The sequence below is a fragment of the Variovorax sp. V116 genome (assembly GCF_041154435.1).
Taxonomy (GTDB): domain Bacteria; phylum Pseudomonadota; class Gammaproteobacteria; order Burkholderiales; family Burkholderiaceae_C; genus Variovorax; species Variovorax paradoxus.
The window spans coordinates 4,292,401-4,316,585 of record NZ_AP028661.1; the positions used below are offsets into that span (position 1 = coordinate 4,292,401).

26 protein-coding genes are annotated in these 24,185 nt (G+C 68.9%); 10 read left to right on the plus strand and 16 right to left on the minus strand.

The window, feature by feature from the left end; all coding sequences use genetic code 11:
- Positions 1-2: 2 nt before the first annotated feature.
- The 16 genes from ACAM58_RS20370 to fliE all read right to left on the minus strand — a co-directional run bounded on the left by ACAM58_RS20370 (position 3) and on the right by fliE (position 14,655).
- Positions 3-1,085 (minus strand): chemotaxis response regulator protein-glutamate methylesterase, encoded by a 1,083-nt coding sequence (locus ACAM58_RS20370; RefSeq protein ID WP_369663422.1) that lies wholly within the window; start codon positions 1,083-1,085, stop codon positions 3-5.
- Positions 1,082-1,735: a chemoreceptor glutamine deamidase CheD gene (gene cheD / locus ACAM58_RS20375; RefSeq protein WP_369663423.1), complete on the minus strand. Its 654-nt coding sequence runs from the start codon at positions 1,733-1,735 to the stop codon at positions 1,082-1,084. The genes ACAM58_RS20370 and cheD overlap by 4 nt, the downstream gene beginning before the upstream one ends.
- Positions 1,732-2,553 (minus strand): CheR family methyltransferase, encoded by an 822-nt coding sequence (locus tag ACAM58_RS20380; RefSeq protein ID WP_369663424.1) that lies wholly within the window; start codon positions 2,551-2,553, stop codon positions 1,732-1,734. The genes cheD and ACAM58_RS20380 overlap by 4 nt, the downstream gene beginning before the upstream one ends.
- 12 nt (positions 2,554-2,565) lie before the next feature.
- Complete coding sequence (locus tag ACAM58_RS20385; RefSeq protein WP_369663425.1) at positions 2,566-3,882, minus strand: EAL and HDOD domain-containing protein; 1,317 nt, start codon at positions 3,880-3,882, stop codon at positions 2,566-2,568.
- 36 nt (positions 3,883-3,918) lie between these two features.
- Positions 3,919-5,967, minus strand: a complete 2,049-nt coding sequence (gene cheA, locus ACAM58_RS20390; protein WP_369663426.1) for a chemotaxis protein CheA — start codon at positions 5,965-5,967, stop codon at positions 3,919-3,921.
- A 43-nt stretch (positions 5,968-6,010) separates the two neighbouring features.
- Complete coding sequence (gene motB, locus ACAM58_RS20395) at positions 6,011-6,958, minus strand: flagellar motor protein MotB (RefSeq protein ID WP_015866931.1); 948 nt, start codon at positions 6,956-6,958, stop codon at positions 6,011-6,013.
- An 18-nt stretch (positions 6,959-6,976) separates the two neighbouring features.
- Positions 6,977-7,837 carry a flagellar motor stator protein MotA gene (gene motA, locus ACAM58_RS20400; protein WP_015866932.1) on the minus strand — a complete coding sequence of 287 codons (861 nt, stop codon included), beginning with the start codon at positions 7,835-7,837 and terminating at the stop codon, positions 6,977-6,979.
- Between the two features lie 63 nt (positions 7,838-7,900).
- Positions 7,901-8,509, minus strand: coding sequence for a flagellar transcriptional regulator FlhC (gene flhC / locus ACAM58_RS20405; RefSeq protein ID WP_018906380.1), 609 nt, complete (start codon positions 8,507-8,509; stop codon positions 7,901-7,903).
- Positions 8,506-8,844, minus strand: a complete 339-nt coding sequence (gene flhD, locus ACAM58_RS20410) for a flagellar transcriptional regulator FlhD (protein WP_026284204.1) — start codon at positions 8,842-8,844, stop codon at positions 8,506-8,508. The genes flhC and flhD overlap by 4 nt, the downstream gene beginning before the upstream one ends.
- A gap of 201 nt (positions 8,845-9,045) precedes the next feature.
- Positions 9,046-9,339, minus strand: coding sequence for an EscU/YscU/HrcU family type III secretion system export apparatus switch protein (locus ACAM58_RS20415; protein WP_015866935.1), 294 nt, complete (start codon positions 9,337-9,339; stop codon positions 9,046-9,048).
- The gene (locus ACAM58_RS20420) at positions 9,336-10,496 is read right to left on the minus strand and encodes a flagellar hook-length control protein FliK (RefSeq protein ID WP_369663427.1); all 1,161 of its coding nucleotides are present in this window, start codon (positions 10,494-10,496) and stop codon (positions 9,336-9,338) included. Before ACAM58_RS20420 ends, ACAM58_RS20415 begins: the two co-directional genes overlap by 4 nt.
- 24 nt (positions 10,497-10,520) lie before the next feature.
- Positions 10,521-10,850, minus strand: a complete 330-nt coding sequence (locus ACAM58_RS20425; RefSeq protein ID WP_230537932.1) for a flagellar protein FliT — start codon at positions 10,848-10,850, stop codon at positions 10,521-10,523.
- A 31-nt stretch (positions 10,851-10,881) separates the two neighbouring features.
- A complete protein-coding gene (gene fliS / locus ACAM58_RS20430) occupies positions 10,882-11,304 on the minus strand; it encodes a flagellar export chaperone FliS (RefSeq protein WP_015866938.1) in 423 nt (140 codons plus the stop codon).
- A 23-nt stretch (positions 11,305-11,327) separates the two neighbouring features.
- Entirely contained in the window at positions 11,328-12,776 is a 1,449-nt protein-coding gene (gene fliD, locus ACAM58_RS20435) for a flagellar filament capping protein FliD (protein WP_369663428.1), read from the minus strand.
- A gap of 153 nt (positions 12,777-12,929) precedes the next feature.
- Positions 12,930-14,171: a FliC/FljB family flagellin gene (locus ACAM58_RS20440; RefSeq protein ID WP_369663429.1), complete on the minus strand. Its 1,242-nt coding sequence runs from the start codon at positions 14,169-14,171 to the stop codon at positions 12,930-12,932.
- 166 nt (positions 14,172-14,337) lie between these two features.
- Positions 14,338-14,655: a flagellar hook-basal body complex protein FliE gene (gene fliE, locus ACAM58_RS20445; RefSeq protein WP_369663430.1), complete on the minus strand. Its 318-nt coding sequence runs from the start codon at positions 14,653-14,655 to the stop codon at positions 14,338-14,340.
- Between the two features lie 292 nt (positions 14,656-14,947).
- On the opposite strand from fliE, the gene fliF reads away from it, so the two are divergent.
- From fliF to fliO, 10 genes are all read left to right on the plus strand, one after another.
- Positions 14,948-16,630 carry a flagellar basal-body MS-ring/collar protein FliF gene (gene fliF / locus ACAM58_RS20450; protein ID WP_369663431.1) on the plus strand — a complete coding sequence of 561 codons (1,683 nt, stop codon included), beginning with the start codon at positions 14,948-14,950 and terminating at the stop codon, positions 16,628-16,630.
- Positions 16,627-17,622, plus strand: coding sequence for a flagellar motor switch protein FliG (gene fliG / locus ACAM58_RS20455; protein ID WP_015866943.1), 996 nt, complete (start codon positions 16,627-16,629; stop codon positions 17,620-17,622). Before fliF ends, fliG begins: the two co-directional genes overlap by 4 nt.
- Complete coding sequence (gene fliH / locus ACAM58_RS20460) at positions 17,609-18,322, plus strand: flagellar assembly protein FliH (protein ID WP_369663432.1); 714 nt, start codon at positions 17,609-17,611, stop codon at positions 18,320-18,322. Before fliG ends, fliH begins: the two co-directional genes overlap by 14 nt.
- A gap of 4 nt (positions 18,323-18,326) precedes the next feature.
- Entirely contained in the window at positions 18,327-19,763 is a 1,437-nt protein-coding gene (gene fliI, locus ACAM58_RS20465) for a flagellar protein export ATPase FliI (RefSeq protein ID WP_015866945.1), read from the plus strand.
- Positions 19,764-19,789: 26 nt separating this feature from the next.
- Entirely contained in the window at positions 19,790-20,245 is a 456-nt protein-coding gene (gene fliJ / locus ACAM58_RS20470; RefSeq protein WP_015866946.1) for a flagellar export protein FliJ, read from the plus strand.
- 5 nt (positions 20,246-20,250) lie between these two features.
- On the plus strand, positions 20,251-21,606 hold the full coding sequence (locus tag ACAM58_RS20475) for a flagellar hook-length control protein FliK (protein ID WP_369663433.1): 1,356 nt from the start codon (positions 20,251-20,253) through the stop codon (positions 21,604-21,606).
- Between the two features lie 107 nt (positions 21,607-21,713).
- Entirely contained in the window at positions 21,714-22,211 is a 498-nt protein-coding gene (gene fliL, locus ACAM58_RS20480; RefSeq protein ID WP_015866948.1) for a flagellar basal body-associated protein FliL, read from the plus strand.
- 21 nt (positions 22,212-22,232) lie between these two features.
- Complete coding sequence (gene fliM / locus ACAM58_RS20485) at positions 22,233-23,234, plus strand: flagellar motor switch protein FliM (RefSeq protein WP_015866949.1); 1,002 nt, start codon at positions 22,233-22,235, stop codon at positions 23,232-23,234.
- Positions 23,227-23,697, plus strand: a complete 471-nt coding sequence (gene fliN, locus ACAM58_RS20490) for a flagellar motor switch protein FliN (RefSeq protein ID WP_369663434.1) — start codon at positions 23,227-23,229, stop codon at positions 23,695-23,697. The genes fliM and fliN overlap by 8 nt, the downstream gene beginning before the upstream one ends.
- A complete protein-coding gene (fliO, locus tag ACAM58_RS20495) occupies positions 23,694-24,179 on the plus strand; it encodes a flagellar biosynthetic protein FliO (RefSeq protein WP_062365647.1) in 486 nt (161 codons plus the stop codon). The genes fliN and fliO overlap by 4 nt, the downstream gene beginning before the upstream one ends.
- Positions 24,180-24,185 lie beyond the last annotated feature (6 nt).

Below are 24,185 nucleotides of genomic sequence, written 5' to 3' on the forward strand. Positions count from 1 at the left end.
TTTCAAACCCGGTTCGTGCGTTCGCCGAAGGTGCGCAGATGGGCCAGCACGCGGCGTCCCATCTCTGCCAGCGGCGCCACTTCATCGGCCGCGCCCAATGCGATGGCCTCGCGCGGCATGCCGAAGACCACGCAGCTGGCCTCGTCCTGCGCAAAGGTGTAGGCGCCGGCCTGCTTCATGCGCAGCAGGCCTTCGGCGCCGTCCCGGCCCATGCCCGTGAGGATCATTCCGATCGCGTTCTTGCCGGCGTGCCTGGCGGCCGAATCGAACAGCACGTCGATCGAGGGGCGGTGGCGGTTCACCGGCGGCTCCTGGTCGAGCTGCGCCACATAGTTGGCGCCGCTTCGCCCGAGCGACAGGTGAAAGCCGCCAGGCGCGATGTAGGCGTAGCCCGGCAGCACGCGTTCGCCATGCTCGGCTTCCTTCACGGTGATGCGGCACAGGCCGTTCAGGCGCTGCGCGAACGAGCGCGTGAAGCCGGCCGGCATGTGCTGCGCAATGAGCACCGCGGGCGCATCGGGCGGCAGCGGCAGCAGCACCTCGCGGATGGCCTCGGTGCCGCCGGTGGAGGCGCCGATGATAATGAGCTTCTCGGTGCTCAGCAGCGGGCTGCGCAGCAGCGGCTCCTGCGGGTTGCTGTCCGCCGCGCCCTTGGCCGAGGCGCCGTGCCGGCCCGGCAGCAGCCGCGCCGCGGCGGCCGTGCGGATCTTGCCGGCGATGAGCTCGGTGTATTGCAAGAGGCCGTCGCGCACGCCGAGCCGCGGCTTGGTCACGAAATCGATCGCGCCCAGCTCCAGCGCGCGCAGCGCAATCTCCGAGCCGCGCTCGGTCAGCGACGACACCATGACCACCGGCATCGGCCGCAGGCGCATGAGCTTCTCGAGGAATTCGAGGCCGTCCATGCGAGGCATCTCGACGTCGAGCGTGAGCACGTCGGGGTTCGTCACCTTGATGAGGTCGCGCGCCTGCAGCGGATCGGCTGCGGTGCCGACCACCGTCATGTCGGCCTGGCTGTTGATGATCTCGGTCATCACGCTGCGGATCAGCGCCGAGTCGTCGACGCAAAGTACCTTGATTTTCTTCATGCGATCCAGCTTCCCTTGCCATATGCGGCGGACCATTTGCGCAGCAGTTCGCCCTCGTCGCGCTGGACCGCCTGGATGTCGACCGGCGCGCGCAGCTTGCGCACCACGGCCTTGCCGCTCTCCGGCAGCAGGCACACGCGGCGCGCATGCAGGCCGCGCAGGTCCTGCGCAGCGACGGCGATGCGCTGCTTCTCGAGGTAGCGCAGGACAAAGTCGGCATTGCGCCCGCCGATGTTGAGCATGGTCATGTTCGCCAGCACCGCGGCGCCGCCAAAGACCTTGGCCTTGAGCCGCTCGCGGCGTGCGCCCGCGCGCAGCAGCTCGGCGATCAGCACGTCCATCGCATGCGCGCCGTAGCGCATGGCGCCGGCCTGCTCGCGCGAGCCCGCCTCGGCGTCGTCGGGCAGCATGAAGTGGTTCATGCCCGCCACGCCCGCCTCCACGTCGGTGATGCAGGCCGCCACGCAGGAGCCCAGCACCGTGGTCAACAGCACACCGGCATCGGTCACGTAGTACTCCGCCGGCAGCAGCTTGACCGCGGCGCAATCGAAGTCGCGGTCGAAGTAGTGATGCGTGGCCACCGAACCCGGCACGGCCGCGGGCAGGAAGCCCTTCTGCGCAGCAAGGTTCGTGTTCGCATTCGTGTTCATGTACGCGCCTTGCCCAGCGCGTACACCGTCTGCCCGACCGTCTTGAAGCTCTGGTTGACCAGCGAGGCGTTCTCCGAATGCCCTGCGAACAGCAGCCCGTTCGGCTTGAGCAGCGGCATGAAGCGGTCGAGCAGCTTCTTCTGCGTGGGCTTGTCGAAATAGATCATCACGTTGCGGCAGAAGATCGCATCCACCGGCTCCTTCACGGGCCACGACGCATCGAGCAGGTTGAGCCGCGAGAACTTGACCATGGCGGCCACCTCGGGACGCACCCGCACCTTGCCGGCGTTCGCGCCGGTGCCCTTGTTGAAGAAGCGCCGCAGGCGCTCGGTGGACATGCGGTTGACCTGCTCCATCGTGAAGACGCCGGCCGACGCGCGGGCCAGCACCGCGGTGTCGATGTCGGTGGCAATCACGCGCGCTGCGCTCGCACGCTCGCCGAGCGCCTCCATCAGCGTGATCGCGATCGAATAGGGCTCCTCGCCCGTCGATGCGGCTGCGCACCAGACGGTGGGCGGCTGGGTGCACTTGCGCGCCAGTTCCGCAAGCACCGGAAAGTGGTGCGCCTCGCGGAAGAACGAGGTCAGGTTGGTGGTCAGCGAGTTGATGAACAGCTGCCACTCCTGGCCGTCGCGGCTGTCTTCCAGCATGGCCAGGTAGGCCGAGAATTCGGGCAGCCCGAGCTCGCGCAACCGGCGCGAGAGCCGGCTGTACACCATCTGCCGCTTGTGCTCGCCCAGCGCGATGCCGGCGCGCCGGTGGATGAGCGTGCGAATGCGCGAAAAATCGCCGTCGGTGAAAAGGAATTCGGAAGTCATGCGCGCATCTCGCTAGGCGGCTTCGGCCGGGATCACGTCCTGCGACCAGGCCAGTGCCGACAAATGCGCGGCATTCACCTGGCTCGCGCTCAGGAGCAGCGCCTCCGCCAGGCGCGCCGCCTCGCCGGTGTCCATCTCGCAGGCCTCGGCCAGCGAGAGAAAGGGGCCGTACACGCCGCCGCGCGTGAGGATGGCCTGCTGGACCGAATCGGACAGCTGCACCTTGTTGAGCACCTCCTGCATCGGAATGCCCAGCAGCTGGTCGATCAGCGAGAACATGCCGACCACGAACAGGTTGTCCGACTCGCCCCGCGGCAGCATGATCTCGCCCATCAGTTCGACGAAGCGGCCGCGCATGATGGCCTTCTTCATCATGAAGGGCGGGCTGCCCATGGGGTTGCTGGTGGCCAGCAGCAGCGAGAGCCAGCGGAACAGCGGCGAATAGCCGAGCATCGTCACCGCATGGTGCAGCGAATGGATCTCGACGCCGGCCCCCACGGCCGGCGAGTTCATGTGGCGCAGCAGCCGGTAGGTGAGCGCGGCATCGCGCTTGAGGGCGGCCTCGATCTCGCGCAGGTCCTCGTTGCGCTGGATCATCTGCAAGAGCCGCATGATCAGCACCGATTCGGGCTGCAGCGCATGGCTGCCGGTGCTTGCCGCAGGCGGCGGCGGCAGGCCGCAGCTCGCGTCGGCGAACACGTCGACGCGGCGGGCGGCGCAGGCTTCGAAGTCTTTCCACGAGGCCATGCGCGTGGCGATCGGCTGGATCGGCATGTGGTCGGGCAGCTCCTTGCCGCGCGCGGCCGCCACCAGCAGGGGATCGCCGGCACCCACGTCGAAATGGCTCACCAGGCCGAGCAGTTCGGGATCTTCGGGCAGCGCCTTGGCGCGGCACAGCATGAAGCTGAACCCCTGCTCGTGCAGGAAGTGCAGTATCGGCCGCAGCTCCTCGTTGGCCAGGTCGCCGAGCTCCACGCACAGCACGGTGTACTCGGGCGGCAGCGACTGCAGCGCGCCCAGCGCGAGCAATTCGGCATTCACGTCGAAGAACAGTTCGCTGCGCCCCAGCCGCCATGGCGTGTCCGGCGGGTTGAGGTGCTCGGTCACGCAGGCCACGAGCGACTTGAACTGGCTGATCGCATCCGGCGCTTCTTCGGGCCTGGCGGCCGCGCGCCAGGCGAGCCTGTAGCCTGCGACGCGCTTGTGCGCATCGAGCAGCAAGGTGTAGGCCACAAAGCCCTCTGCATTGCGCGGCATCGCCAGGCCTTGGGCCGTTTCGGCTGCGGGCGTTTCCTCGGCCGCGCTGCGCCGGAAAAAATCAAAACGCATTGCATCGTCTCCGTGGGGTTGTCTCTGTCGTATCCGTCAGGCCGCGACCGGCTCCGTGCGCGCCGCGCGGGCCAGCACGGTGGCGCGCTCCACGTGCGCGCGCTGGATGCGCGGCATGGCATCGACGTCGATGATGAAAGCCACGCTGCCGTCGCCCAGGATCGTCGCGGCCGAAATGCCCGGCACCTTGCGGTAGTTGGTCTCCAGGTTCTTGACCACCACCTGGTGCTGGCCGAGCAGCTCGTCCACCAGCAGCGCGAAGCGCGTCTCGCCGGCCTGCACGATCACCAATATCCCCTGGGTCGGATCGGTCTGCGCGCCGGCCACATCGAACACGCCGTGCAGCTCGATCAGCGGCAGGTACTCGCCGCGCACCTTGATCACATGGCCGTCGCTGGTGATCGAATGCAGGTGCTCGGTGCGCGGCTGCAGCGACTCGATCACGTAGCTCAGCGGCAGGATGTAGGCCTCGCTGCCCACCTTGACCGACATGCCGTTGAGGATGGCCAGCGTGAGCGGCAGCACGATGCGGGTGGTGGTGCCCCAGCCCTCGCGCGAACTGATCTCCACGTGCCCGCCCATCTCCTGGATGTTGCGCTTGACCACGTCCATGCCAACGCCGCGGCCCGAGATGTCGGTGACCTGCTCGGCCGTGGAGAAGCCGGGCGCGAAGATCAGCTGCCACACCTCGTCGTCGGGCATGGTGTCGGTCACGGGCAGGCCCTGCTGCATGGCCTTGGCGAGGATCTTCTGGCGGTTGAGGCCCGCGCCGTCGTCGCTGACCTCGATCACGATGTTGCCGCCATGGTGCTGCGCCGACAGCAGCAGCTGCCCTTCGGCTTCCTTGCCCTTGGCGATGCGCTGCGCGGGCGTCTCGATGCCGTGGTCCAGGCTGTTGCGCACCAGGTGCGTGAGCGGATCGATGATGCGCTCGATCAGGCCCTTGTCGAGCTCGGTTTCCTTGCCGAAGGTGTCCAGGCGCACTTCCTTGCCGAGCTTGGCGCTGACGTCGCGGATCACGCGCGGGAAGCGGCTGAACACATAGTCCATCGGCATCATGCGGATCGACATCACCGATTCCTGCAGGTCGCGCGCGTTGCGCTCCAGGTGGCCGAGGCCGCTCAGAAAGCGCTCGCATTCCACCGGGTCGAGCATGGTGGCGGCCTGCGTGAGCATCGATTGCGTGATCACCAGCTCGCCCACCAGGTTGATGAGCTGGTCGACCTTTTCCACGTCGACGCGGATCGAACTCGAATCCTTGGCGCCTGCTGCGGCGGCCGAAGCGGAGGCCGCCCTGGGCGCCGCGCTGGCCGTCGGCGCGGCCGGCTGTGGTGCCGCGGCCGCCGGTGCGGCCGGCGCCGCTGCAATGGGCGCGGCCGCAGGAGCCGCATCGCCGCCCGCGGGCTCGGCCGTGATCTCGATCTGCGACTCGTCGATGACGAAGCAGCACACGGCCACGATGTCGTCGGGCGCGCAGCTGGTGTCGAGCAGCACCGTGAGCTGGTCGCCGCTGCGCGTGCGCGACAGCAGCTTGCCGAGGTTGCCGAGCTCGTCGGCGAGCAACTCGCATTCGCTGTCGGACAGGCGCGAGAACCGGATGCGCAGCGCCCCGCCCGGCGCGGGCACCGCGGCAGCGGCAGCAACGGGCACGGCGGCGGGCGCGGGCACAGGCGCGGGTGCAGGCGCCGCCTGGGCTCCGTCGCTCTCCAGCGCCAGCTGGCGCAGCACCTCGCAGATGTGCGCCACGCGCTCGGGGTCGGGTTCGTTCTCGGCCTGGTAGGCAATCAGTTGTTCTTGCAAGGCGTCCTTCGTTTCCAGGAATGAATCGATCATCGAGCGGCTCAGCGTCAGCTGGCCGTGGCGCGCGCGGTCCAGCAGGGTTTCCAGAAGATGGGTGGTGTCGGTCAGCGCAACGAAGCCGAAGGTGGCCGCGCCGCCCTTGATCGAATGCGCGGCACGGAAGATGGCGTTGAGCTGCTCGCTGTCGGGCGCCTCGGCGTCCAGTTCGAGAAGCAGCTGCTCCATCTGCGCCAGAAGCTCGACGGCTTCGACAAAAAATGCCTGTGTGAACTGACTGAGATCCATCGTTGCTCCGAACCGGCGTGCATGCGTGCCGGCGTCAATGTCTTTAGGGGTGCGTGGCTGCCGGCGACCCTTTGACGGTCACCTTGAGGTTGTCGGTGGGCGCGGAAAGCAGTGGCGGCGGCGAAGCCTTCGCCCTTGCCGGCAGGATGGCGCCGGCACCGCCACCGCCGCTGTTCTCGTTCTCGATCTGCTGCTGGGTGCGGTGGTTCAGCAGGATGATGCTGATGCGCCGGTTGATCGGGTTGCGCGGATTGCTGCGGTCCAGGTGCATGCTGTCGGCCAGGCCGACCACGCGCAGCACCTTGTTCTCGGCCATGCCGCCCATCACCAGCTCGCGCCGCGAGGCGTTGGCCCGGTCGGCCGACAGCTCCCAGTTGCCGTAGGAGCGGTCGCCGTTGCTGTAGACGAAGGCATCGGTGTGGCCCGACAGCGTGATCTTGTTGGGCAGCTCGTTGAGCGTGGGGCCGAGCTCGCGCAGGATGGCGCGCATGTGCGGCACCACCTGCGCACTGGCCAGATCGAACATCGGGCGGTTCTCGTTGTCCACGATCTGCAGGCGCAGGCCCTCGGTCGTGATGTCGATCAGGATCTGCGAGCGGAACTGGCGGAACACCGGGCTGTTCTCGATGAGCTTGTCCAGCCGCTCCTTCATGCTGGCCAGGCGGTCCGCATCGGCGTCGTCCTCGGCGTCGGCGCGCTGCACCTCGCCGTCGGCCCGCGTGCTCGGGTCCATGCCGCCGCCGGGCACCACGCTGATGCTGGTGCTGCTCTTCTCGCCGCCGCTGAGCGCCACCTTCAGCGGCATGCGGAAGTGCTCGGCGATGCCCTCGCGTTGCTTCGGCGAGGTATTGGACAAGAGCCACATCACGAGGAAGAACGCCATCATGGCGGTCATGAAGTCGGCATAGGCGATCTTCCAGCCGCCGCCGTGCCCGCCGCCCCCATGGGCGGCCACGCGCCTGACCACGACCCTGTGCTTTTCGGTGCTCATGACGATGCGCCGCGCCGCTCAGCGCGCCTTGACTTCGCGCACGTGGCTGTCCAGCTCGGTGAAGCTGGGCCGCTCGGTCGAGAACAGCACCTTGCGGCCGAACTCCACCGCCAGCTGCGGCGCATAGCCGTTGAGGCTCGCGAGCAGCGTGACCTTGGTGCACTGGTACAGCTTCATGCCCTCGGACACCTTCTGGTCGATCAGCGAAGCCAGCGGCGAGACAAAGCCGTAGGCCAGCAGCACGCCAAGGAAGGTGCCCACCATGGCGTGCGCGATGAGCGCGCCCATTTCCGAGGGCGGCAAATCGGCCGAGCCCAGCGCATGCACCACGCCCATCACGGCCGCGACGATGCCCAGCGCAGGCAGCGCATCGCTCACGCGCGAGAGGCTGTGCACGGGCATCTCGGCCTCGTGCTTGATGGTCTCGATCTCGTGGTCCATGAGCGCCTCGATCTCGAACGCATCGGTGTTGCCGCTGATGACCAGGCGCAGGTAGTCGCACAGGAACTCCATCACGCCGGCATCGGCCAGGATCTCGGGGTAGCGGCGGAAGATCTCGCTTTGCGCCGGGTCCTCCACGTCGGACTCCAGCTTCATCATCCCTTCCTTGCGCGCCTTGGCCAGCAGCTCGTAGAGCAGCGCGAGCAGGTCCAGGTAGAGCTGCCGGTTGTGCTTGGACGAGCGCAAGAGCAGCGGCAGCTCCTTGAGCGTGGCCTTGATCGTCTTGCCGTTGTTGCCGGCCAGGAAGGCGCCCAGCGCGGCGCCGCCGATCATCAGCAGCTCGACCGGCTGGAACAGCACGCCGAAGTGCCCGCCCATGAGCGCATAGCCGCCGAAGACGGCGCCAACCACCACCAGATACCCAACCAAAAGGAGCACGCGCTTCCCCTATTGCCCTTGAGGCGTCGATTCAAAAGCCCTGCCCGGCGGGCAGGGTCCGTGTCAGTGGAGGCCCGCGCCGCCCGGCGCCGCCTCCACGCCAAAACCCATGCCTTCGATGCCGAGCGCGCCGGCCTCGCCATCGGCGCCGCGCTTGGCGCCGCGCGCCTTGCCCGCGCGCGACGGCGGCCTGCAGAGCACGCACACGTAGCCGCTCTTGTGGTCGTGCGCATGCGCGACGAACTGGCCCGAGCAGCGGCAGCAGGTGCTCAGCTGCAGCATGTCGCTGTCGAAAAAACGCACCATCGTGTAGGCGCGCGTGAAATCCAGAATTGGCTCGCTGTCCTGGGCTGCAATTTGCTGCAAATAAAGCTTGTAGCTTTTAATCAATATCCAGACTTTTTCTTCGTCCGAATGAATTTTCATGAATTGATACATGTTGTAAAACATTGACGAATGGATATTCGCCAGCCACGTCATATACCAATCGGTTGAAAAGGGAAGCAATCCCTTGGGCGGTGAAACCCCCTTGATTTCCTTGTAGAGGCGGATCAGCCGCTCGCGGCTCAGGCCCACCTCCGACTCCAGGAACTGCAGGCGGGCGCCCAGCTGGATCAGCTGGATCGCGAGCTGCACTTCCCGCACCTCGCCCAGCACGCTCTTGCGCGTCATGCCGGCACCGCTGCTTTTCGGGTCTGCAGGCTCCGTGCCGACATCAGGATCGACATGTGTGCTTGTTGCAGCATCGTGTCCTTACCTTCGCCAACCACCGCCGACATCGAGGCGTGTTCGTCGAGCCTGAAACTGCACAGCAGGAAGTTCGACGCCGCCAGCTTGACGATCTGCGCCAGCGACATGCCGGCCAGCATGTCGGCCAGTTCGCTGCTCACGCCGAGCCTAAACATCGCCGCCACGCGGTCCTGCTTGACCAGTTTCTGCGCCAGCAGCATGTAGGCGAGATTGATGTCGCCGATTTCCCGGGAGATTTCGCCGTTGGCTACGCTCATCACGTTATCCGTTTCCAAAATGCACTCCGTTCAGTCATGTCCTGATTGGATTATTCACAATATTTAACACTTGTAACCTTCTGCACTACTCAAACTGTAAACAGGGCTACAAGTACATGTAAGCTTTTGTTGCAATAGCACGACGGGGCTTCCGTCGCTGCGACCAGTTCTCAAAAAAGATGTGAATCTAATGACAAAGCATTAATCGAATCGCCCTGCCGCCTGGCCCCTGCCGTTCTCGATTCCGTGGATCCATGCCATGACCTCGGCCACCGCCAGATAGAGCTGCGGCGGAATCTGCCGATCGAGGTCCACCTGCATCAGCAACCGGATCAGGTCCGGCGAGGCGTGCACGTAGACACCGTTCTCGCGCGCCTGCCGCAGGATCGATTCCGCCGTCACGCCATAGCCTTTGGCCACGACCACCGGCGCCTTTGCGGTGTCGGCATGGGACAGCGCCACTGCGCTCTGGCGCGGTTGCGCGGGGGTCGTCATGCAGTGCGCTCCATGGCGGTGATCTGCAGGTCCTGCAGCCGCAGGCCCGCGGCCGCGAGGCGCGGTGCCAGTTCGCCGCCGTCGCTGCGCAGCCGGGCCAGCGTCGCGGCCTCGCGTGCGGCCAGGTGCGCCTGGACCATTTCGCCCGCAAGGCTCAGGCGAAGATCCACCGCCCCCAGCTTCGGCAGCGTGAGCGACACCGTGGTCGTCCAACGGCGCAGGGGCGCGCCGCCGCCGTCGCCGCGGCCTTCGGGCGCATCGCCGGGCTGCCCGGTTTCTTCGTGGATCGACCACGCCATCGGCACATCGGGCCAGGCCTGGCCGCTCCAGCGGAACACGGCGGTGGCCAGCAGGTCGAGCTGCTGGTGCACCAGCGCGGCGGTCTGCGGATGGATCAGCTCGGCCGCGGCCGGCGCTGCCGCGCGCGCCGGCGCATTGGCCGCATCGGTTTCGCCGGCGCCGAGGCCGGCCATGCGCGCCTCGCCGGACAGCGCGGCCATCGCGGCGATCGCGGCCATGTGGCTGGCCGAGGCAACCGCGGCCTGGTGGATCTGGGCGGCCGGCGCGGCGCCAGCGGGCTGGGCCACAGCGGGTTGGGCCATCGCCGTCGGCTGCGCCCGAGAGGTGCCAGGCCCGGCCGGCTGCTGAAGCATCGGCAGCGGCTGCGTCAGCCGAACCTGCGGCTCCTCGGCCAGCTGCGACAGCGTGCGCAGCCCCATGGCGAATTCGAGCAGATGCGATTCGTAGAACAGCCCGCTGCCGCTCACCGATCGTCCCAGCGCGGCCGCGAGCACGGCGCCGGACGGAGCTTCCTGCGGCGACGCCCACAGCGGCGCCGCACCGCGCACCGGCTCCGGTTCGGCATGCAGGTCCGCCAGCACGGCGCCGATGACGCGTGCCGCCGCCGACCACCGCGTGTCGATCGAGGGCGGCGCATCGGCGCGCGGCAGTGCGGGCGCGGCGCCAGTGTCAAGGCGCGTTTCGAGCGGCGCATGGGACGGCAGCCGGACATCGTTCTTGATCTTCTGGATCTCGGCCATCGGCCCGACCGGCATGCTCGTGCCGACCTCGGTCTGCAGCACGGCGAGGTCCGGCCGCGCCGAAGAAAGCTTCGAGGCAAGCAGCGCATCGACGGCAGGTCCGATCGGTCTGTTCATGGCTTCGGGTGCAGCGTCCGGCGATCAGTGCGGCAGGCCGTAGGCCTTGCCAAGATCGCTGCGGTTCTGCAGCTGGGCCATCTTGGCCACCAGGCGCTCCAGCTGCGGCTTGACCAGCGCGCACACCTCGTCCTGGTCGGCGTGGATGCGCGCGATCAGTCCGCGCACCTGTTCCAGCTGCGCGGCATCGAGCGACACCGCGCCCACGGCCTTGAGCCGGTCGACCAGCTGCGCACAGCGGGCTTCGAGCTCGGGCAGCCGGTCCCATTCCCTCGCGCGGGCCAGCGAAGCCATGAGCGACATGGCCGAGGCGAGCTCGCCATAGCAGTGGACGACTTCGTGGCGGACTGGCACGGCCTGCGCTTCCAGTGCGGCGGGGTTGGGATCAATTGCCGGCACTGGCGCCGCCGATCTCGCGCCATGCGGACGCGACGTTCTCGAGCAATGCCTCGGCCTCGTCGAGTGCCTTGGGCTCGTTGTGCAGGTTGGCATAGAGCAGCCGGCGAATGACGTAGTCGTACAGCGCCGAGAGATTGCCCACCAGCTCGGCGCCGGCCGCGCCCGCGGCCTTGGCATCGAGGGCGGCCTTCAGGCCGTTGTCGACGATGCTCACGGCCTTGGAGATCGCGTTGCCCTTGGCGGCCATGTCGCCGGTGGCCATGTGGTGGCGGGCCATGCCGATGCTGGTGACGACGCCGTCGAACAGCATGACGATGAGCTGGTGCGGTGACGCGCTCATGGTGCGCGTCTCCATGCCGACGTGCGCATACGCGCTGGCGCCGGTCCTGAAGGTGTGGGGGGTGTACATGACTGCTTGCTCCGCTGGAATGGCTACTTGCTGCTGCTTTGCATGCTCGCGAATTGCTGTGTGAGATAGCTGCTGGTCCGGTTCATCTGGCTCATGAGCAGGTCGAGCTGGGTGAACTGCGTGCGATAGCGCTCCACCTTGGCGTCGACCCGCGTCTTCATGTCGGCGTACTGCTCGTCGAGCTGCTTGAGCGAGGCGGTCATGCCATCGGACGCGACCTTGAGCGCGCCGCCGGTGGAGGTGAGGTCGTCCACCAGCGCGCTCAGCTGCTTGCCGTAGCCGGCGGTGCTGCCGGTGGCGCTCGCGAACAGCCCCGAGACGCCCGCCAGGTTGCTGGCCAGGGCCGACTTGAGCTTGGTCGAATCGACCGCCATGGTGCCGTCCTTCTGGAAGGCGACGCCGATCTCGGACAGCACCTTCATGTCGTCGGGGCCGCCGGCCTGCGGCGTGGTGAGCGCCTGCCGGATGCGCGTCTGCAGGTTGCGCAGCGTCGAATCGCCGACGAGCGCGGCGCCGGTCTTGGAGTCCTGGTTGTAGGCGGTCAGCGTGTTGGCCGTGGCCTGCAGGCTGTTGTAGGCCTTGACGAAATCGTTGATGGCCGTCTCCACCGCGGCCGTGTCGGCCTGGGTCGAGAGGCTGCTGCTGCCGGTCTTGAGCAGCGTCAGCGTGGTGCCCTGGATGGCTTCCTTGACGGTGTTGCTCGCGCTGGTCACGGCAATGCCGTTGACGCTGAGCTTGGCGTTCTGCCCCGCCACCGTCTGCCGCAGGTTCTGCGTGCCCGCGGGATCGTTGTTCAGCAGGTTCTGCAGCGCTGCATCGCCCGCCACCGAGACGCGCATGCTCGAGGCCTCGCCGGTCTGCGAGGAGGTCAGCACCAGCCGGTTGGGCGTGCCGCTGCCGTCGTTCACGATGCTGGCCGAGACACCGGCCTTGGCGGCGTTGATGGCGTCGCGGATGCCCGCCAGCGTGTTGTTGCTGCTGTCGATGGTGATCGGCACGGCGGTGCGGGTGGCGTCCTTGGTGAAGCCGGAGCCGCTGTAGGTGCCGGTGGCCGCATCGAGCGTGCCGCCCGTGATGGCGCCGAAATCGATGGTGATGGTTCCGCTGCCGATGGCCGCGGTGGTGCTCGCCTGGCCCGCCGCCACCAGCGACTGCGGCTGCGCGAGCTGCGTCACCTCGACGGCATAGGTGCCGGCCGCGGCCGTGCCTGCGGCTGCCGCGGTCAGCACGTCGGTTGCGCTGGAGACGGCCTTCACGCCCTGGAACAGCGCCGGGTCCGAGAGCTTCTTGGCCGCGGCCTGCAGCGTGCCCAGCGAGCTTTGCAGCGTGCCGTAGGCCGAGAGCTTGCTCGTGTAGCTCACCTGGCGCTGCTGCAGCGCCACCAGCGGCTGGCTCTCCGCCGTCTGCAGCTGCGAGAGCAAGGTGCTCAGGTCGAGGTTGGAGCCCACGCCCAGGCTGCTGATCGATGCCATGTTGAAATTTCCTGATGTCTGTGAATGAGAAGGCGGCGGCGGCTGTCAGGATTGCTTTCGCTGTCGTCTGCGGCCTGGCCGGAACCAGGCCGCAGGGAACAGCGCAGGCGGAGCCGGGCTTTCGCCCGGCGGCCTGCGCAATGCCTTTTCAGATCAGCGCAGGAGCGACAGCACGCCTTGCGTGGTCTGGTTCGCCTGGGCCAGCACCGAGGTACCGGCTTGCTGCAGGATCTGCGCACGGGTCATGTTCGACACTTCGGTTGCGTAGTCGGCGTCTTCGATGCGCGAGCGCGAGGACGACAGGTTGGTGATGGCGGTGCCCAGGTTGGAGATCACCGAGTCGAAACGGTTCTGCACCGCACCCAGCGAGCTGCGCAGGTCGTCGACTTGCTTGAGCGCTGCGTCGATGGCTTCGAGCGGGTTGGCGGTCGAGCCGGTCTGCAGGCTGGCGACCGAGACCTTCGAGGTGTCGAGCGCGAAGGCGGCCGTGCCAGCGGTCGTGGTCGTGTCGGCGGCTTGCGGGTCCAGCGCGACGTAGAAGCGTTGGGCCACGCCGTTTGCTGCGTCGGTGAATCCTTCGTTGTTCAGGGCCATCGCTTCCGCGGCGCTGGCAGGCGTGATGGTGACTTCCGCGTACCAGTTGCCAGCCTTGTCGCTCAGTGCGTTGGCACCGAAGGTCACGCTACCGGCAGCCACGCCCAGGCTGGTTGCCAGCGTGCCGCCGGTCTTTTCGGTCACAGCGGAGGTCGTGACGTTGGTCGTTGCGCCGTACACCTTCTGTGCGGCGGCGGCGTCCACGTCGGCCGAGGTGCCGACCATCGTGGCGGTGCCGTCGAAGCTCGCGCCGGTCTTGGCTTGCGGGCCGTTGACGTTGAAGCCTTGCATGCCGAGCGTCTTCGAGCTGATTTCCTTCAGGTCGATGTCGATGGTCTCGCCGTCGTTGGCGCCGACCTGCACGGTCAGCGGCTTGGCCGACGACGACAGGACCTTCACGCCGTTGAAGTCGGTCTGCTTGGACACGCGGTCGATTTCACCGAGGCGCAGCTTGATTTCGTCCTGGATGGATTGCAGGTCGCTGCCGGAGTTGCTGCCGTTGGCGGCTTGCACCGACAGTTCGCGAACGCGCTGCAGGTTGTTGTTCACTTCCTTGAGCGCGCCTTCCGTCGTCTGCGCCAGCGAGATGCCGTCGTTGGCATTGCGCGAGGCTTGCGTCAGGCCGCGGATGTTGGCCGTGAAGCGGTTCGCAATGGCCTGGCCGGCGGCGTCGTCCTTGGCGCTGTTGATGCGCAGGCCGGAGGACAGGCGCTGGATCGCCGTGTTCAACGACGATTGCGACGCGTTGAGGTTGTTCTGCGTGAGCAGGGAAAGGCTGTTGGTGTTGATGACTTGCGCCATGTTCGACTCCTGATAGACAAAGGTTGTGGACTCCGGCCCTCAGGCCGCAACGCTGGACCCGCTCCCACTGTGAGACTCAAGCCATCGTTGGTTTAGTTATCGGCAGGGCTTTTCAAACATTTAGAGTCCGGCGCAAAAAAAGATGCGCGCCCCACAACCTCGGCGCTCAGGCGGGCAGGTTCATCACTTCCTGGTAGGCCGCCACCAGCCGGTTGCGCACCTGCAGCCCGGTCTGGAAAGCCACGTTGGCCTTCTGCAGGTCGACCATCACGTCGTTCAGCGCCACGCCGGGCTTGCCCATTTCGAAGTCCTCGGCCTGGCCGTAGGCCTTGGTCTGCGCGGTGCTGATGCTGTCGAGCGAGCGGCGCAGCTCGGCCGCGAAGGCCCCGGGCTGGGCCGCCTCGGCGGCGGGTTGCGCAATGCCGCTCTGGAGCGCGGTGGCGCGCATCTGCTGCAGGACGGATTCGATGGCGGTGATCGACATGGAGAGCTCTCTCTGGATGGGTTGGATCTGGATATGAAGAGGGAGGCCCAGGGCCTTCCCGCGTGTTTTCAGCGTAGCAGGCGAAGCCCCGGCGACATGCGCCCAACTGACGGCAAAACCCGCAGTTGTTCGACCAATCGAATATGGCCCGGCTGCTGAGAATCAACGCCGAACCCATAGCTCGCTGACGACACCACGGCCCCCTCGGCATGACCCCAGAACATCGAAGCCTCCAGCCCCTCGACATGATCCCGCGCCGCCCCGTGCACCTGGCCGCGGCGGAGCCTGCGCAATGAGTTCGGCGGCCCCCGCGGGCACCGGCCCGGCGCCCTCGCCCGCCTCCGGCCTTGCCGAGCGCCTGCGCACCCAGCCGAAGCTGCCGCTGATCGTCGGCGCGGCCGCCATTGCCGCGGCCGCCGCGGCGTTCCTGCTGTGGAGCCGCGCGCCCGACTACGGCGTGCTCTACACCAACGTGACGGACCGCGACGGCGGCGCCATCATCGCGTCGCTGCAGCAGATGAACGTGCCCTACAAGTTCGCCGAAGGCGGCGGCGCGATCCTGGTGGCGCGCGACAGGGTGCCCGAAGTGCGCCTGAAGCTCGCGTCGCAGGGCCTGCCCAAGGGCGGCGGGGTCGGCTTCGAGCTGATGGACAACCAGAAGTTCGGCACCAGCAACTTCGCCGAACAGGTCAACTACCAGCGCGGGCTCGAAGGCGAGCTGGCGCGCTCGGTCGAATCGATCGGCTCGGTGGAATCGGCGCGCATCCACCTGGCGCTGCCCAAGCCTTCGCTCTTCGTGCGCGACCAGAAGAAGCCCTCGGCCTCCGTGATCCTGACGCTGCACCGCGGCCGCAGCATCGACGAGGGCCAGGTCAGCGCCATCGTGCACATGGTCTCCAGCAGCGTGCCCGACCTGGACGCCAAGAGCGTGACGGTGGTCGACCAGCACGGCAACCTGCTGTCGGCCGCCAATGCCGGCGCCCGCGGGCTGGACGTGAGCCAGCTCAAGTACGCGCAGGAAATCGAGCAGGGCTACATCCGCCGCATCGAGGCGATCCTGCAGCCCCTCGTGGGCGCGAGCAACGTGCGCGCGCAGGTGGCGGCCGAGATCGACTTTTCCGTGGTCGAGCGCACCGAGGAAAGCTACAAGCCGAACCAGGACCCGCGCGCCGCAGCCATCCGCAGCCAGCAGTCCAGCGAGTCGATGCAGCAGGGCGCCACGCCGCCGGGCGGCGTGCCGGGCGCGCTGTCGAACCAGCCGCCGCAGACGCCGAGCGCGCCGATCACCGCGCCGCCGAACGCCGCGGCAGCTGCGCCGAAGGCCGCGGCAACCGCCACGGCAGCCAGCACGGCACCGGGCAGCTCGCGCAAGGACGTGACGACCAACTACGAGCTCGACCGTTCGATCCGCCATGTGCAGCAGGGCGCGGGCGGCGTGAGGCGGCTGTCGGTGGCCGTGGTGGTGAACCACCGCGACACCGCGGACAGCGCCGGCAAGCCGGGCCAGCGCGCGCTCACGCCGGCCGAGATCGAGCAGATCCGCAACCTGGTCAAGGAAGCGATGGGCTTCAGCCAGGAGCGCGGCGACTCGCTCAACGTGGTCAACAGCGCCTTCGCCCGCGAAGGCGGCGACGCAGAAGCCGGGCCCGCGCTGCCGTTCTGGCGCGACCCCGCCAACCTCGGACTCGCCATGACCATCGCGCAGTACCTGCTGGTGGCTGGCCTCGCGCTGTTCGCCTGGTTCGCGGTGCTGCGGCCGCTGCTGCGCAAGCACCTCGCGCCGCCCGCCGCCGCGGTGCCCGAAGCGGCGCCGGCCGCCCCTGGCGCGGCCGACGACGACGGAACGGTCGCGCAGAACAACGCGCGGCTGCGCGAGATCGAGCGCCAGAAGGCCGATCTCGACTACGCACACCAGACCGCCGACCAGGACCCGCGCCTGGTCGCCACGCTGATCAAGCATTGGATGAATTCATGAGCGACGCAGGCACCCGGAAGAGCGCAATCTTGCTGATGTCGTTGGGCGAGGACCGCGCCGCGGCCACGCTGCACCACCTGCCGGCCACCGAGGTGCAGGCACTGGGCGTGGCCATGGCGCGGCTGAGCCAGGTCTCCAAGGACGAGCTCGCGGCCGTGCTGGCCGAGTTCCGCATGGAGACCGAGCAGCTGTCCGCGCTGCACCTGGGCTCGGGCAGCTACATCCGCGCCGTGCTGCGCAAGGCGCTGGGCGACGACCGCGCGAGCAACCTGCTCGAGGACATCCTGCAACCCGACGAGCCGCACGGCGGCATCGAGCGGCTCAACGACCTGGAAGCCGGCGAGGTGGTGGAGCTGGTGCGCGACGAGCATCCGCAGATCCTGGCCACGCTGCTGGTCCACCTGGACCGCAAGAAGGCCTCCGAGGTGCTCGAACGGCTGCCCGAGCGCCTGCGCCACGACGTGATCCTGCGCGTGGCCACCTTCGGCGGCGTGCAGCCGGCCGCGCTGGCCGAGCTGACCGACGTGCTCACCGAGATGCTCTCGGGCGAAGGCCTCAAGCGCAGCCGCCTGGGCGGCGCGCGCACCGCGGCCGAGATCGTCAACCTGATGAACAGCGCGCAGGAGGAAGAGGCCATTGCCCACGTGCGCGCCCATGACGAGGCGCTGGCCCAGCGCATCGTCGAGGAGATGTTCGTGTTCGAGAACCTGCTCGACCTGGAGGACCGCTACATCCAGCGCCTGCTCAAGGACATCGAGTCCGATTCGCTCATCGTCGCGCTCAAGGGCTCGGCGCCCGAGCTGCGCGAGAAATTCCTCAAGAACATGTCGCAGCGCGCCGCCGAGACGCTGCGCGAGGACATCGAGCTGCGCGGCCCGGTGCGCGTGTCGCAGGTCGAGACCGAGCAGAAGGCGATCCTGCAGGTCGTGCGCCGCCTGGCCGATGCCGGCGAGATCGTCGTAGCCGCGCCTGGTACCGATGATTTCGTCTGACGCCTTTCCTGCCGCCGCGCGTCCGCGCCTGTCCGCCTGGCAGCGCTGGGAGATGGGCGCGATCGACGCGGACGCGCTCGCGGCGCGCAGCGCCAGCATCGAAGTGCCCGCAGCGCCGCGCGTCGACCCGGCCGCGCTGGCACGCGAGGCCGAGCTCGAACGCCTGCGGCTGGAAGCGCGCGCCACCGGCGAGGCCGAAGGCCGCCGCGAGGGCTGGGCGCAAGGCCATGCCGAGGGGCGCGCCGAAGGCCTGGCGGCCGGCTTGGCCGCGGCCAGCGCGCATGCCGAGCAGTTGCGCGCGCTGGCCGCCTCGCTGCCGGCCGCGCTGCGCAGCGCCGAGAGCGAGCTGGCCGATGCCATCCTGGCGCTTTCGCTCGACGTCGCGCGCCAGGTGATCCACCGCACCCTGCGCGTCGAGCCCGAATGGGTTCTTGCGCTGGTGCAGGACCTGCTGCACACCGAACCCGCGCTGCAGGGCGAACCGCGCCTGCTGCTGCATCCCGACGACCTGGCGCTGGTGAAGAACAGCCTCGGCGGCGAATTGCAAGCCGCGGGCTGGCAGTTGCGCGCCGACGACGCCCTGGCCCGTGGCGGCTGCCGCGTGCGCTCCGCGAGCGGCGAGATGGACGCCTCGCTCGAGACCCGCTGGAAGCGCGTGGCCGGCGCCTTCTCGCGCGATGCCGAACCCGATGGAGCCTGAAGCCATGCAAGCCACCGCCAACACCGCCGCGCCCGGCGCCGTCAACCCGCACCTCAAGTCCTGGCTCGGCACGCTCGCGCAGGCCCGCGGCGAGGTCGGCCTGTGCGCAACCATCGCCACCTCGGGCCGCCTGACGCGCGCCGTCGGCCTGGTGCTGGAGGCCGTGGGCCTGCAGCTGCCGGTCGGCAGCGACTGCCTGATCGAATTGCCGCCCGGCTATCCGCAGCGCCATGCCGAGGCCGAAGTGGTCGGCTTTGCCGGCGACCGCCTGTTCCTGATGCCGCAAAGCGAAGTGGCCGGCCTGCTGCCGGGTGCGCGCGTGTTTGCGCGGCCCGGTCCTGCGCAGTTTGCGGGCGGCGCTTCCGGCGATGCCCACACCAAGCGGCTGCCGGTGGGCGAAGGCATGCTGGGCCGCGTGGTCGATGCCGCCGGCCGGCCGCTCGACGGGCTCGGCCCGCTCGACGTGAGCCGCCGGGTGCCGCTGGGCGCGCCGCCGATCAATCCGCTCGCGCGCGCGCCGATCGATTCGGTGCTCGACGTGGGCGTGCGCGCCATCAACGCCATGCTCACCGTGGGCCGCGGCCAGCGCATGGGCCTGTTCGCGGGCTCGGGCGTCGGCAAGAGCGTGCTGCTGGGCATGATGGCGCGCTACACCAGCGCCGAGGTGATCGTGGTCGGCCTCATCGGCGAACGCGGCCGCGAGGTCAAGGACTTCATCGAGAACACGCTGGGCGAGGAAGGCCTGGCGCGCTCGGTGGTGGTGGCCGCGCCGGCCGACAACTCGCCGCTGCTGCGGCTGCAAGGTGCGGCCTATGCCACCTGCCTGGCCGAGTACTTCCGCGACCAGGGCCGCGACGTGCTGCTGATCATGGATTCGCTCACGCGCTATGCGATGGCGCAGCGCGAGATCGCGCTGGCCGTGGGCGAGCCGCCCGCCACCAAGGGCTACCCGCCTTCGGTGTTCGCCAAGCTGCCCGCGCTGGTGGAGCGCGCCGGCAACGGCGCGCGCGACGCCAACGGCCGCGGCGGCTCGATCACGGCCTTCTACACCGTGCTGTCCGAAGGGGACGACCAGCAGGACCCGATCGCCGATTCGGCCCGCGCCATCCTCGACGGCCACGTGGTGCTGTCGCGCACGCTGGCCGAGGCCGGCCACTACCCGGCGATCGACATCGAGGCCTCCATCAGCCGCGCGATGACGGCGCTGATCGAGCCCTCGCAGTTCGACACCGTGCGCCGCTTCAAGCAAGCGCTCTCGCGCTACCAGCGCAACCGCGACCTGATCAGCGTCGGCGCCTATGCGGCCGGCCACGACCCGCAGCTCGACCAGGCCATTGCGCTCTATCCGCGCATCGAGGCCTTCCTGCAGCAATCGATGCACGAGCGCTGCGACTACGCCGCCTCGATCGAGCGCATGGGCAGCCTCTTCGAATCCGCCTGATCCATTTCCCTTCCACAGGAGTTGCCATGCCGCACAAGCTTCCGCTCGACACGCTCACCGACCTCGCCCGCACACGGACCGACGATGCGGCGCGCCAGCTCGGCCTGCTGCAGAACGCGCAGGTCAGCGCCCACCAGAAGCTGGAGCTGCTGCTGCAGTACCGCCAGGACTACAGCGACCAGCTGCAGGTGCTGATGGAGAACGGCCTGCCCTCGGCCCAGTGGCACAACTACCGCAATTTCCTCGGCACGCTCGACGGCGCCATCCAGCAGCAGCAGGCCATCGCCGCACAGGCGGCCAGCCGGCTCGACCATGGCCGCAGCGAATGGCAGCAGCACAAGCGGCGCCTGAACTCCTTCGACGCGCTGGCCGAACGCGCACGGCGGCAGGAACTCGTGGTCGGCGCGCGGCGCGAGCAGCGCGACAGCGACGAGCGCACGGCACGCAAGTTCTTCGACCGCGCCTCCCAACCGACACCCTGACGCACATGCCTTCCCCCATCGCCCCTTCCTTCAGCCCGAACGCGGCTGCCTCCGCGGCTTCTTCCACCGCCGCCGGTGCACGCGGCCGCAACGCCGAGGAACCCGGCGGCCGCAGCTTCGACGCGGCGCTGGCCCGCTCGCGCAACGCAGGCGCAGCGCAGGCGCCCGAAGAGGCCGAATCGTCCGCACTGGCAACCACGCACCGCCGAAAGGCCTCGCGCGCCGGCGACCGCAAGGACGAGCTTCCCGCCGAGTTGCTGCCGATGTCTTTTTTTGCGCCGCTGGTGGCGCCGCCAGCTGCCGCTACTGCTGCACTTGCAGCCGGTGCGTCCGCCGCCGCCTCGGTGCCCGATGGCGTCCAGGCCGTGGTGCCGGGCGATGCGCCGGCCGACACGCTGGCTGGAGAGACCTCGGACGCTGCGGCAGGCCAGACGGCCGTCGCGGCGGATGCCGAAGGCGAAAGCACTGCGCAGGCGAAGCCGGCAGACGGTGCACAGCAGGCCGCGGCCCCGGACACCGCGCAGCCGGCGGAGGCACGCGCCGCCATGCAGGCCGCAGCCGCTGTGCCGCCGCCGGCCGCCGCGGGCACGGCCCCAGCCGCGATCCCGGCTGCCGATGCTGCAGCGCCCGACGCCGCCGCCACCACCGCGGCTTCCGCAGCAGCAGCCACCGACCCCCGCGGCGCCTCCACCGCCTCCCTCTCCGCCGATGCCGACACCGACTCGGCACCGGCCACCGCCATGATCTCCGCCGACAAGACCGCCGACCTGGCCGCCGCATCCGACGCGGCGCCCACTTCCACCAGCGTGGCCACCGCGATGCCGTTCACGCCGGCCGCGGCCGCTGCCGCGCGCACGAACGTGCCGCCGGCTTCGCCGCACACGCCCATCCTCAGCGTGGAGCCGTCCGTCGGCTCGGCCGCCTGGGGCAAGGCCATCGGCCACCAGGTGCTGCGCATGACCGCGGCGGGCTACCAGGTGGCCGAGCTGAACCTCAACCCGGCCGGCCTCGGCCCGCTCAAGGTCACGCTCACCATGGGCGACAACCAGGCGCAGGCGATGTTCACCTCGGCCCACGAGAGCGTGCGCAAGGCGCTCGAGGTGGCCTTGCCGCAATTGCGCACCAGCCTTGCCGACCACGGCATCAGCCTGGGCCAGGCCTCGGTCGGCGCGGAATCGCATCCCTTCGCCGGCCAGGGCGGCGCCTTCGGCCAGCCGCCCCCGCAGCAGGGGTCGCAGCGGCAGGCCGACTACCCGGGCGCGAGCCGCGTGCCAGCCATTGCCACCACCGAGCCGCTGCGCAGCATGCCGGCGCCCGCCGCGCTTCGCCGGCCCAGTGCCGGCGTCGACACCTTCGCATGAGACGGTGAACGCGGGATCTGAGGCCTTTTCCCGCGCTTGATCAGCCCTTCGCCTGCCAGCCACCTGGCAAAGAATAGTCCGAAACCGATTCGCTTCGCAGCACCCTTATGGCTACCAGTCCTCCTGTCGCACTCGCCCCCGTTCCCCCTTCCCCCGCACGTCCATCGAAGCTGTGGATCGTGCTCCTGATCGTCGCGCTGGTTGGCGCGCTGGCCGCTGCCGGCGGCTACTTCCTGCTGCGCCAGCGCGCACCGGCCGAGCCTGCCGCAGCCGCCGCGCCGGTGCCGGAGAAGCCGATCTTCGTGACGCTGGAGCCGCTCACCGTCAACGTGCAGTCCGAAGGCCGCGGCCGCTTCCTGCACGTGGGCGTGGCCCTCAAGGTGCATGACGAGCAGGCCAAGGCGCGCATCGTCGAATTCATGCCCGAGATCCGCAGCCGGGTGCTGCTGCTGCTGTCGAACCGCCCGCCCGAGTCGCTGGTGACGACCGCCGACAAGGCCCGCCTGGCCGAGGAGATCCGCGTCGAGTTGAGCCGCCCGCTGGGCGCCGGCCTGCCGCCGCAGGAGATCGCCAGCGTGTCCTTCAACACCTTCGTGGTGCAGTAACCCTTTCCGGACCGCCGATCCATGGCCTACGAACAAGTGCTCTCCCAGGACGAGGTCGACGCGCTGCTGCAGGGCGTCACCGGCGGCGCGCCCGAGCAGAGCGACGGCGCCGCCGCCCGCGCGGACGGCCTGCCGGTGTACGACCTGGGTGCGCCCGACCGCGTGGTGCGCAGCCGCATGCACACGCTCGAAGTCATCAACGAGCGCTTTGCCCGCCACCTGCGCAGCTCGCTGCTGAACTTCATGCGCCGCAGCCCCGACATCTCGGTCGGGCCGGTGCACATCCAGCAGTACGGCGAGTTCGTGCGCCACCTGCCGGTGCCGGCCAACATCAACATGCTGCACATGAAGCCGCTGCGCGGCACGGCGCTGTTCGTGTTCGATCCGAAGCTGGTGTTCCTGGTGGTGGACAACCTGTTCGGCAGCGACGGGCGCTACCACGTGCGCGTCGAGGGGCGCGACTTCACACGCACCGAGCAGCGCATCATCAAGCGCCTCCTGAACCTCACGCTGCAGTGCTATGCCGACGCCTGGCAGCCGGTGTTCCCGCTGAGCTTCGACTACGTGCGCGCCGAGATGCACGGCAAGCTCGCCAACATCGTCGCGCCCAACGAGGTGGTGATCAACACCACGCTGCAGATCGAGTTCGGCCCGGTGGGCGGCTTCCTGCACGTGTGCATTCCCTATTCGATGATCGAGCCGATCCGCGACCTGCTGTCCAACCCGGTGCAGGACGAGATCGAGGTCGACAAGCGCTGGGTGCGCCAGATGTCCCAGCAGATGCAGAGCGCCGACGTGGAGCTCAGCGCCGAATTCATCACGCTGCCCTCGACCATTGGCGAGGTGCTCAAGCTGCAGGTGGGCGACGTGCTGCCCATCGAGCTTCCCACGTCGATCACCGCGCGCGTGGACGGCATTCCGGTCATGGAATGCGGCTACGGCGTGTCGAACGAGCGCTATGCCCTGCGCGTGCTGCAGATGATCTCCCACCAAGACAGCGATCCGAAGAACGACCATGACTGACAACACCCCATCCACCAGCGATGCGGACGACTGGGCCAGCGCGCTGGCCGAGCAGACCGCGGCCTCCGCGCCCGCGCCCGCCTTCGCCCCCCCTGCCGCCCCGCCGGCAATCGCTCCCGCTCCCGCACCGGCTGCTGCTCCCGCGGGCAGCCGCGTGTTCCAGCCGCTGCAGGCCATGGCGACCGGCGCCGGCTCGCCGGTGGACGTGGAGCGCATCCTCGACGTGCCGGTGCAGCTCACGGCCGAGCTCGGCCGCACGCGCATCACCATCAAGAGCCTGCTGCAACTTTCGCAGGGCTCGGTGGTCGAGCTCGACGGCCTGGCCGGCCAGCCGCTGGACGTGCTGATCAACGGCTACCTGATCGCGCAGGGCGAAGTGGTGGTGGTCAACGAGAAGTACGGCATCCGCCTGACCGACATCGTCACCCCCTCCGAGCGCATGCAGAAGCTCGGCCGGTCATGAGCCTCTTCGCCCGCCGGCTGCGGCAGGCCGCGGCTTCGTTCGCGGCCGCGGCCTGCGTTGCCGCCCACGCCGCGCTGCCGACCGTGCCCTCGCCCGTGGAGGCCGCCGCGCCGGCCGTGGGCGCCTCCAGCCTGCTGCAGGCCGGCTTCGGCATGTTCACGGTGCTGGGCCTGATCTTCCTGTGCGCCTGGGCCGCGCGCCGCTTCGGCCTGCAGCGCCTGGGCGGCGGCCAGTCGGTGAAGGTGGTCTCCAGCACCATGGTCGGCCAGCGCGAGCGCGTGGTGGTGGTCGAGGTCGGCGGCACCTGGCTGGTGCTGGGCGTTGCGGCCGGCCGCGTCAATGCGCTGCATTCACTGCCGGCACAGGTTCTGCCCGCGGCGCCGCCGGCCAGCGCCATGCCCGACGCCCGCCTGGCCGGCGCGGCGGGCCTGTTCGCCCAGAAGCTGCGCGACTCGCTCGGCCTTCAGCGGCCCCACCCATGATGCGCA

Bases quoted from the DNA above. Each gene is read 5' to 3' on its own strand.
- ACAM58_RS20370 (WP_369663422.1), bottom strand. From the start codon at position 1,085: ATGAAGAAAATCAAGGTACTTTGCGTCGACGACTCGGCGCTGATCCGC.
- cheD (WP_369663423.1), bottom strand. From the start codon at position 1,735: ATGAACACGAATGCGAACACGAACCTTGCTGCGCAGAAGGGCTTCCTG.
- ACAM58_RS20380 (WP_369663424.1), bottom strand. From the start codon at position 2,553: ATGACTTCCGAATTCCTTTTCACCGACGGCGATTTTTCGCGCATTCGC.
- ACAM58_RS20385 (WP_369663425.1), bottom strand. From the start codon at position 3,882: ATGCGTTTTGATTTTTTCCGGCGCAGCGCGGCCGAGGAAACGCCCGCA.
- cheA (WP_369663426.1), bottom strand. From the start codon at position 5,967: ATGGATCTCAGTCAGTTCACACAGGCATTTTTTGTCGAAGCCGTCGAG.
- motB (WP_015866931.1), bottom strand. From the start codon at position 6,958: ATGAGCACCGAAAAGCACAGGGTCGTGGTCAGGCGCGTGGCCGCCCAT.
- flhC (WP_018906380.1), bottom strand. From the start codon at position 8,509: ATGACGCGCAAGAGCGTGCTGGGCGAGGTGCGGGAAGTGCAGCTCGCG.
- flhD (WP_026284204.1), bottom strand. From the start codon at position 8,844: ATGAGCGTAGCCAACGGCGAAATCTCCCGGGAAATCGGCGACATCAAT.
- ACAM58_RS20415 (WP_015866935.1), bottom strand. From the start codon at position 9,339: ATGACGACCCCCGCGCAACCGCGCCAGAGCGCAGTGGCGCTGTCCCAT.
- ACAM58_RS20420 (WP_369663427.1), bottom strand. From the start codon at position 10,496: ATGAACAGACCGATCGGACCTGCCGTCGATGCGCTGCTTGCCTCGAAG.
- fliS (WP_015866938.1), bottom strand. From the start codon at position 11,304: ATGTACACCCCCCACACCTTCAGGACCGGCGCCAGCGCGTATGCGCAC.
- fliD (WP_369663428.1), bottom strand. From the start codon at position 12,776: ATGGCATCGATCAGCAGCCTGGGCGTGGGCTCCAACCTCGACCTGAGC.
- ACAM58_RS20440 (WP_369663429.1), bottom strand. From the start codon at position 14,171: ATGGCGCAAGTCATCAACACCAACAGCCTTTCCCTGCTCACGCAGAAC.
- fliE (WP_369663430.1), bottom strand. From the start codon at position 14,655: ATGTCGATCACCGCCATCGAATCCGTCCTGCAGCAGATGCGCGCCACC.
- fliF (WP_369663431.1), top strand. From the start codon at position 14,948: ATGAGTTCGGCGGCCCCCGCGGGCACCGGCCCGGCGCCCTCGCCCGCC.
- fliG (WP_015866943.1), top strand. From the start codon at position 16,627: ATGAGCGACGCAGGCACCCGGAAGAGCGCAATCTTGCTGATGTCGTTG.
- fliH (WP_369663432.1), top strand. From the start codon at position 17,609: ATGATTTCGTCTGACGCCTTTCCTGCCGCCGCGCGTCCGCGCCTGTCC.
- fliI (WP_015866945.1), top strand. From the start codon at position 18,327: ATGCAAGCCACCGCCAACACCGCCGCGCCCGGCGCCGTCAACCCGCAC.
- fliJ (WP_015866946.1), top strand. From the start codon at position 19,790: ATGCCGCACAAGCTTCCGCTCGACACGCTCACCGACCTCGCCCGCACA.
- ACAM58_RS20475 (WP_369663433.1), top strand. From the start codon at position 20,251: ATGCCTTCCCCCATCGCCCCTTCCTTCAGCCCGAACGCGGCTGCCTCC.
- fliL (WP_015866948.1), top strand. From the start codon at position 21,714: ATGGCTACCAGTCCTCCTGTCGCACTCGCCCCCGTTCCCCCTTCCCCC.
- fliM (WP_015866949.1), top strand. From the start codon at position 22,233: ATGGCCTACGAACAAGTGCTCTCCCAGGACGAGGTCGACGCGCTGCTG.
- fliN (WP_369663434.1), top strand. From the start codon at position 23,227: ATGACTGACAACACCCCATCCACCAGCGATGCGGACGACTGGGCCAGC.
- fliO (WP_062365647.1), top strand. From the start codon at position 23,694: ATGAGCCTCTTCGCCCGCCGGCTGCGGCAGGCCGCGGCTTCGTTCGCG.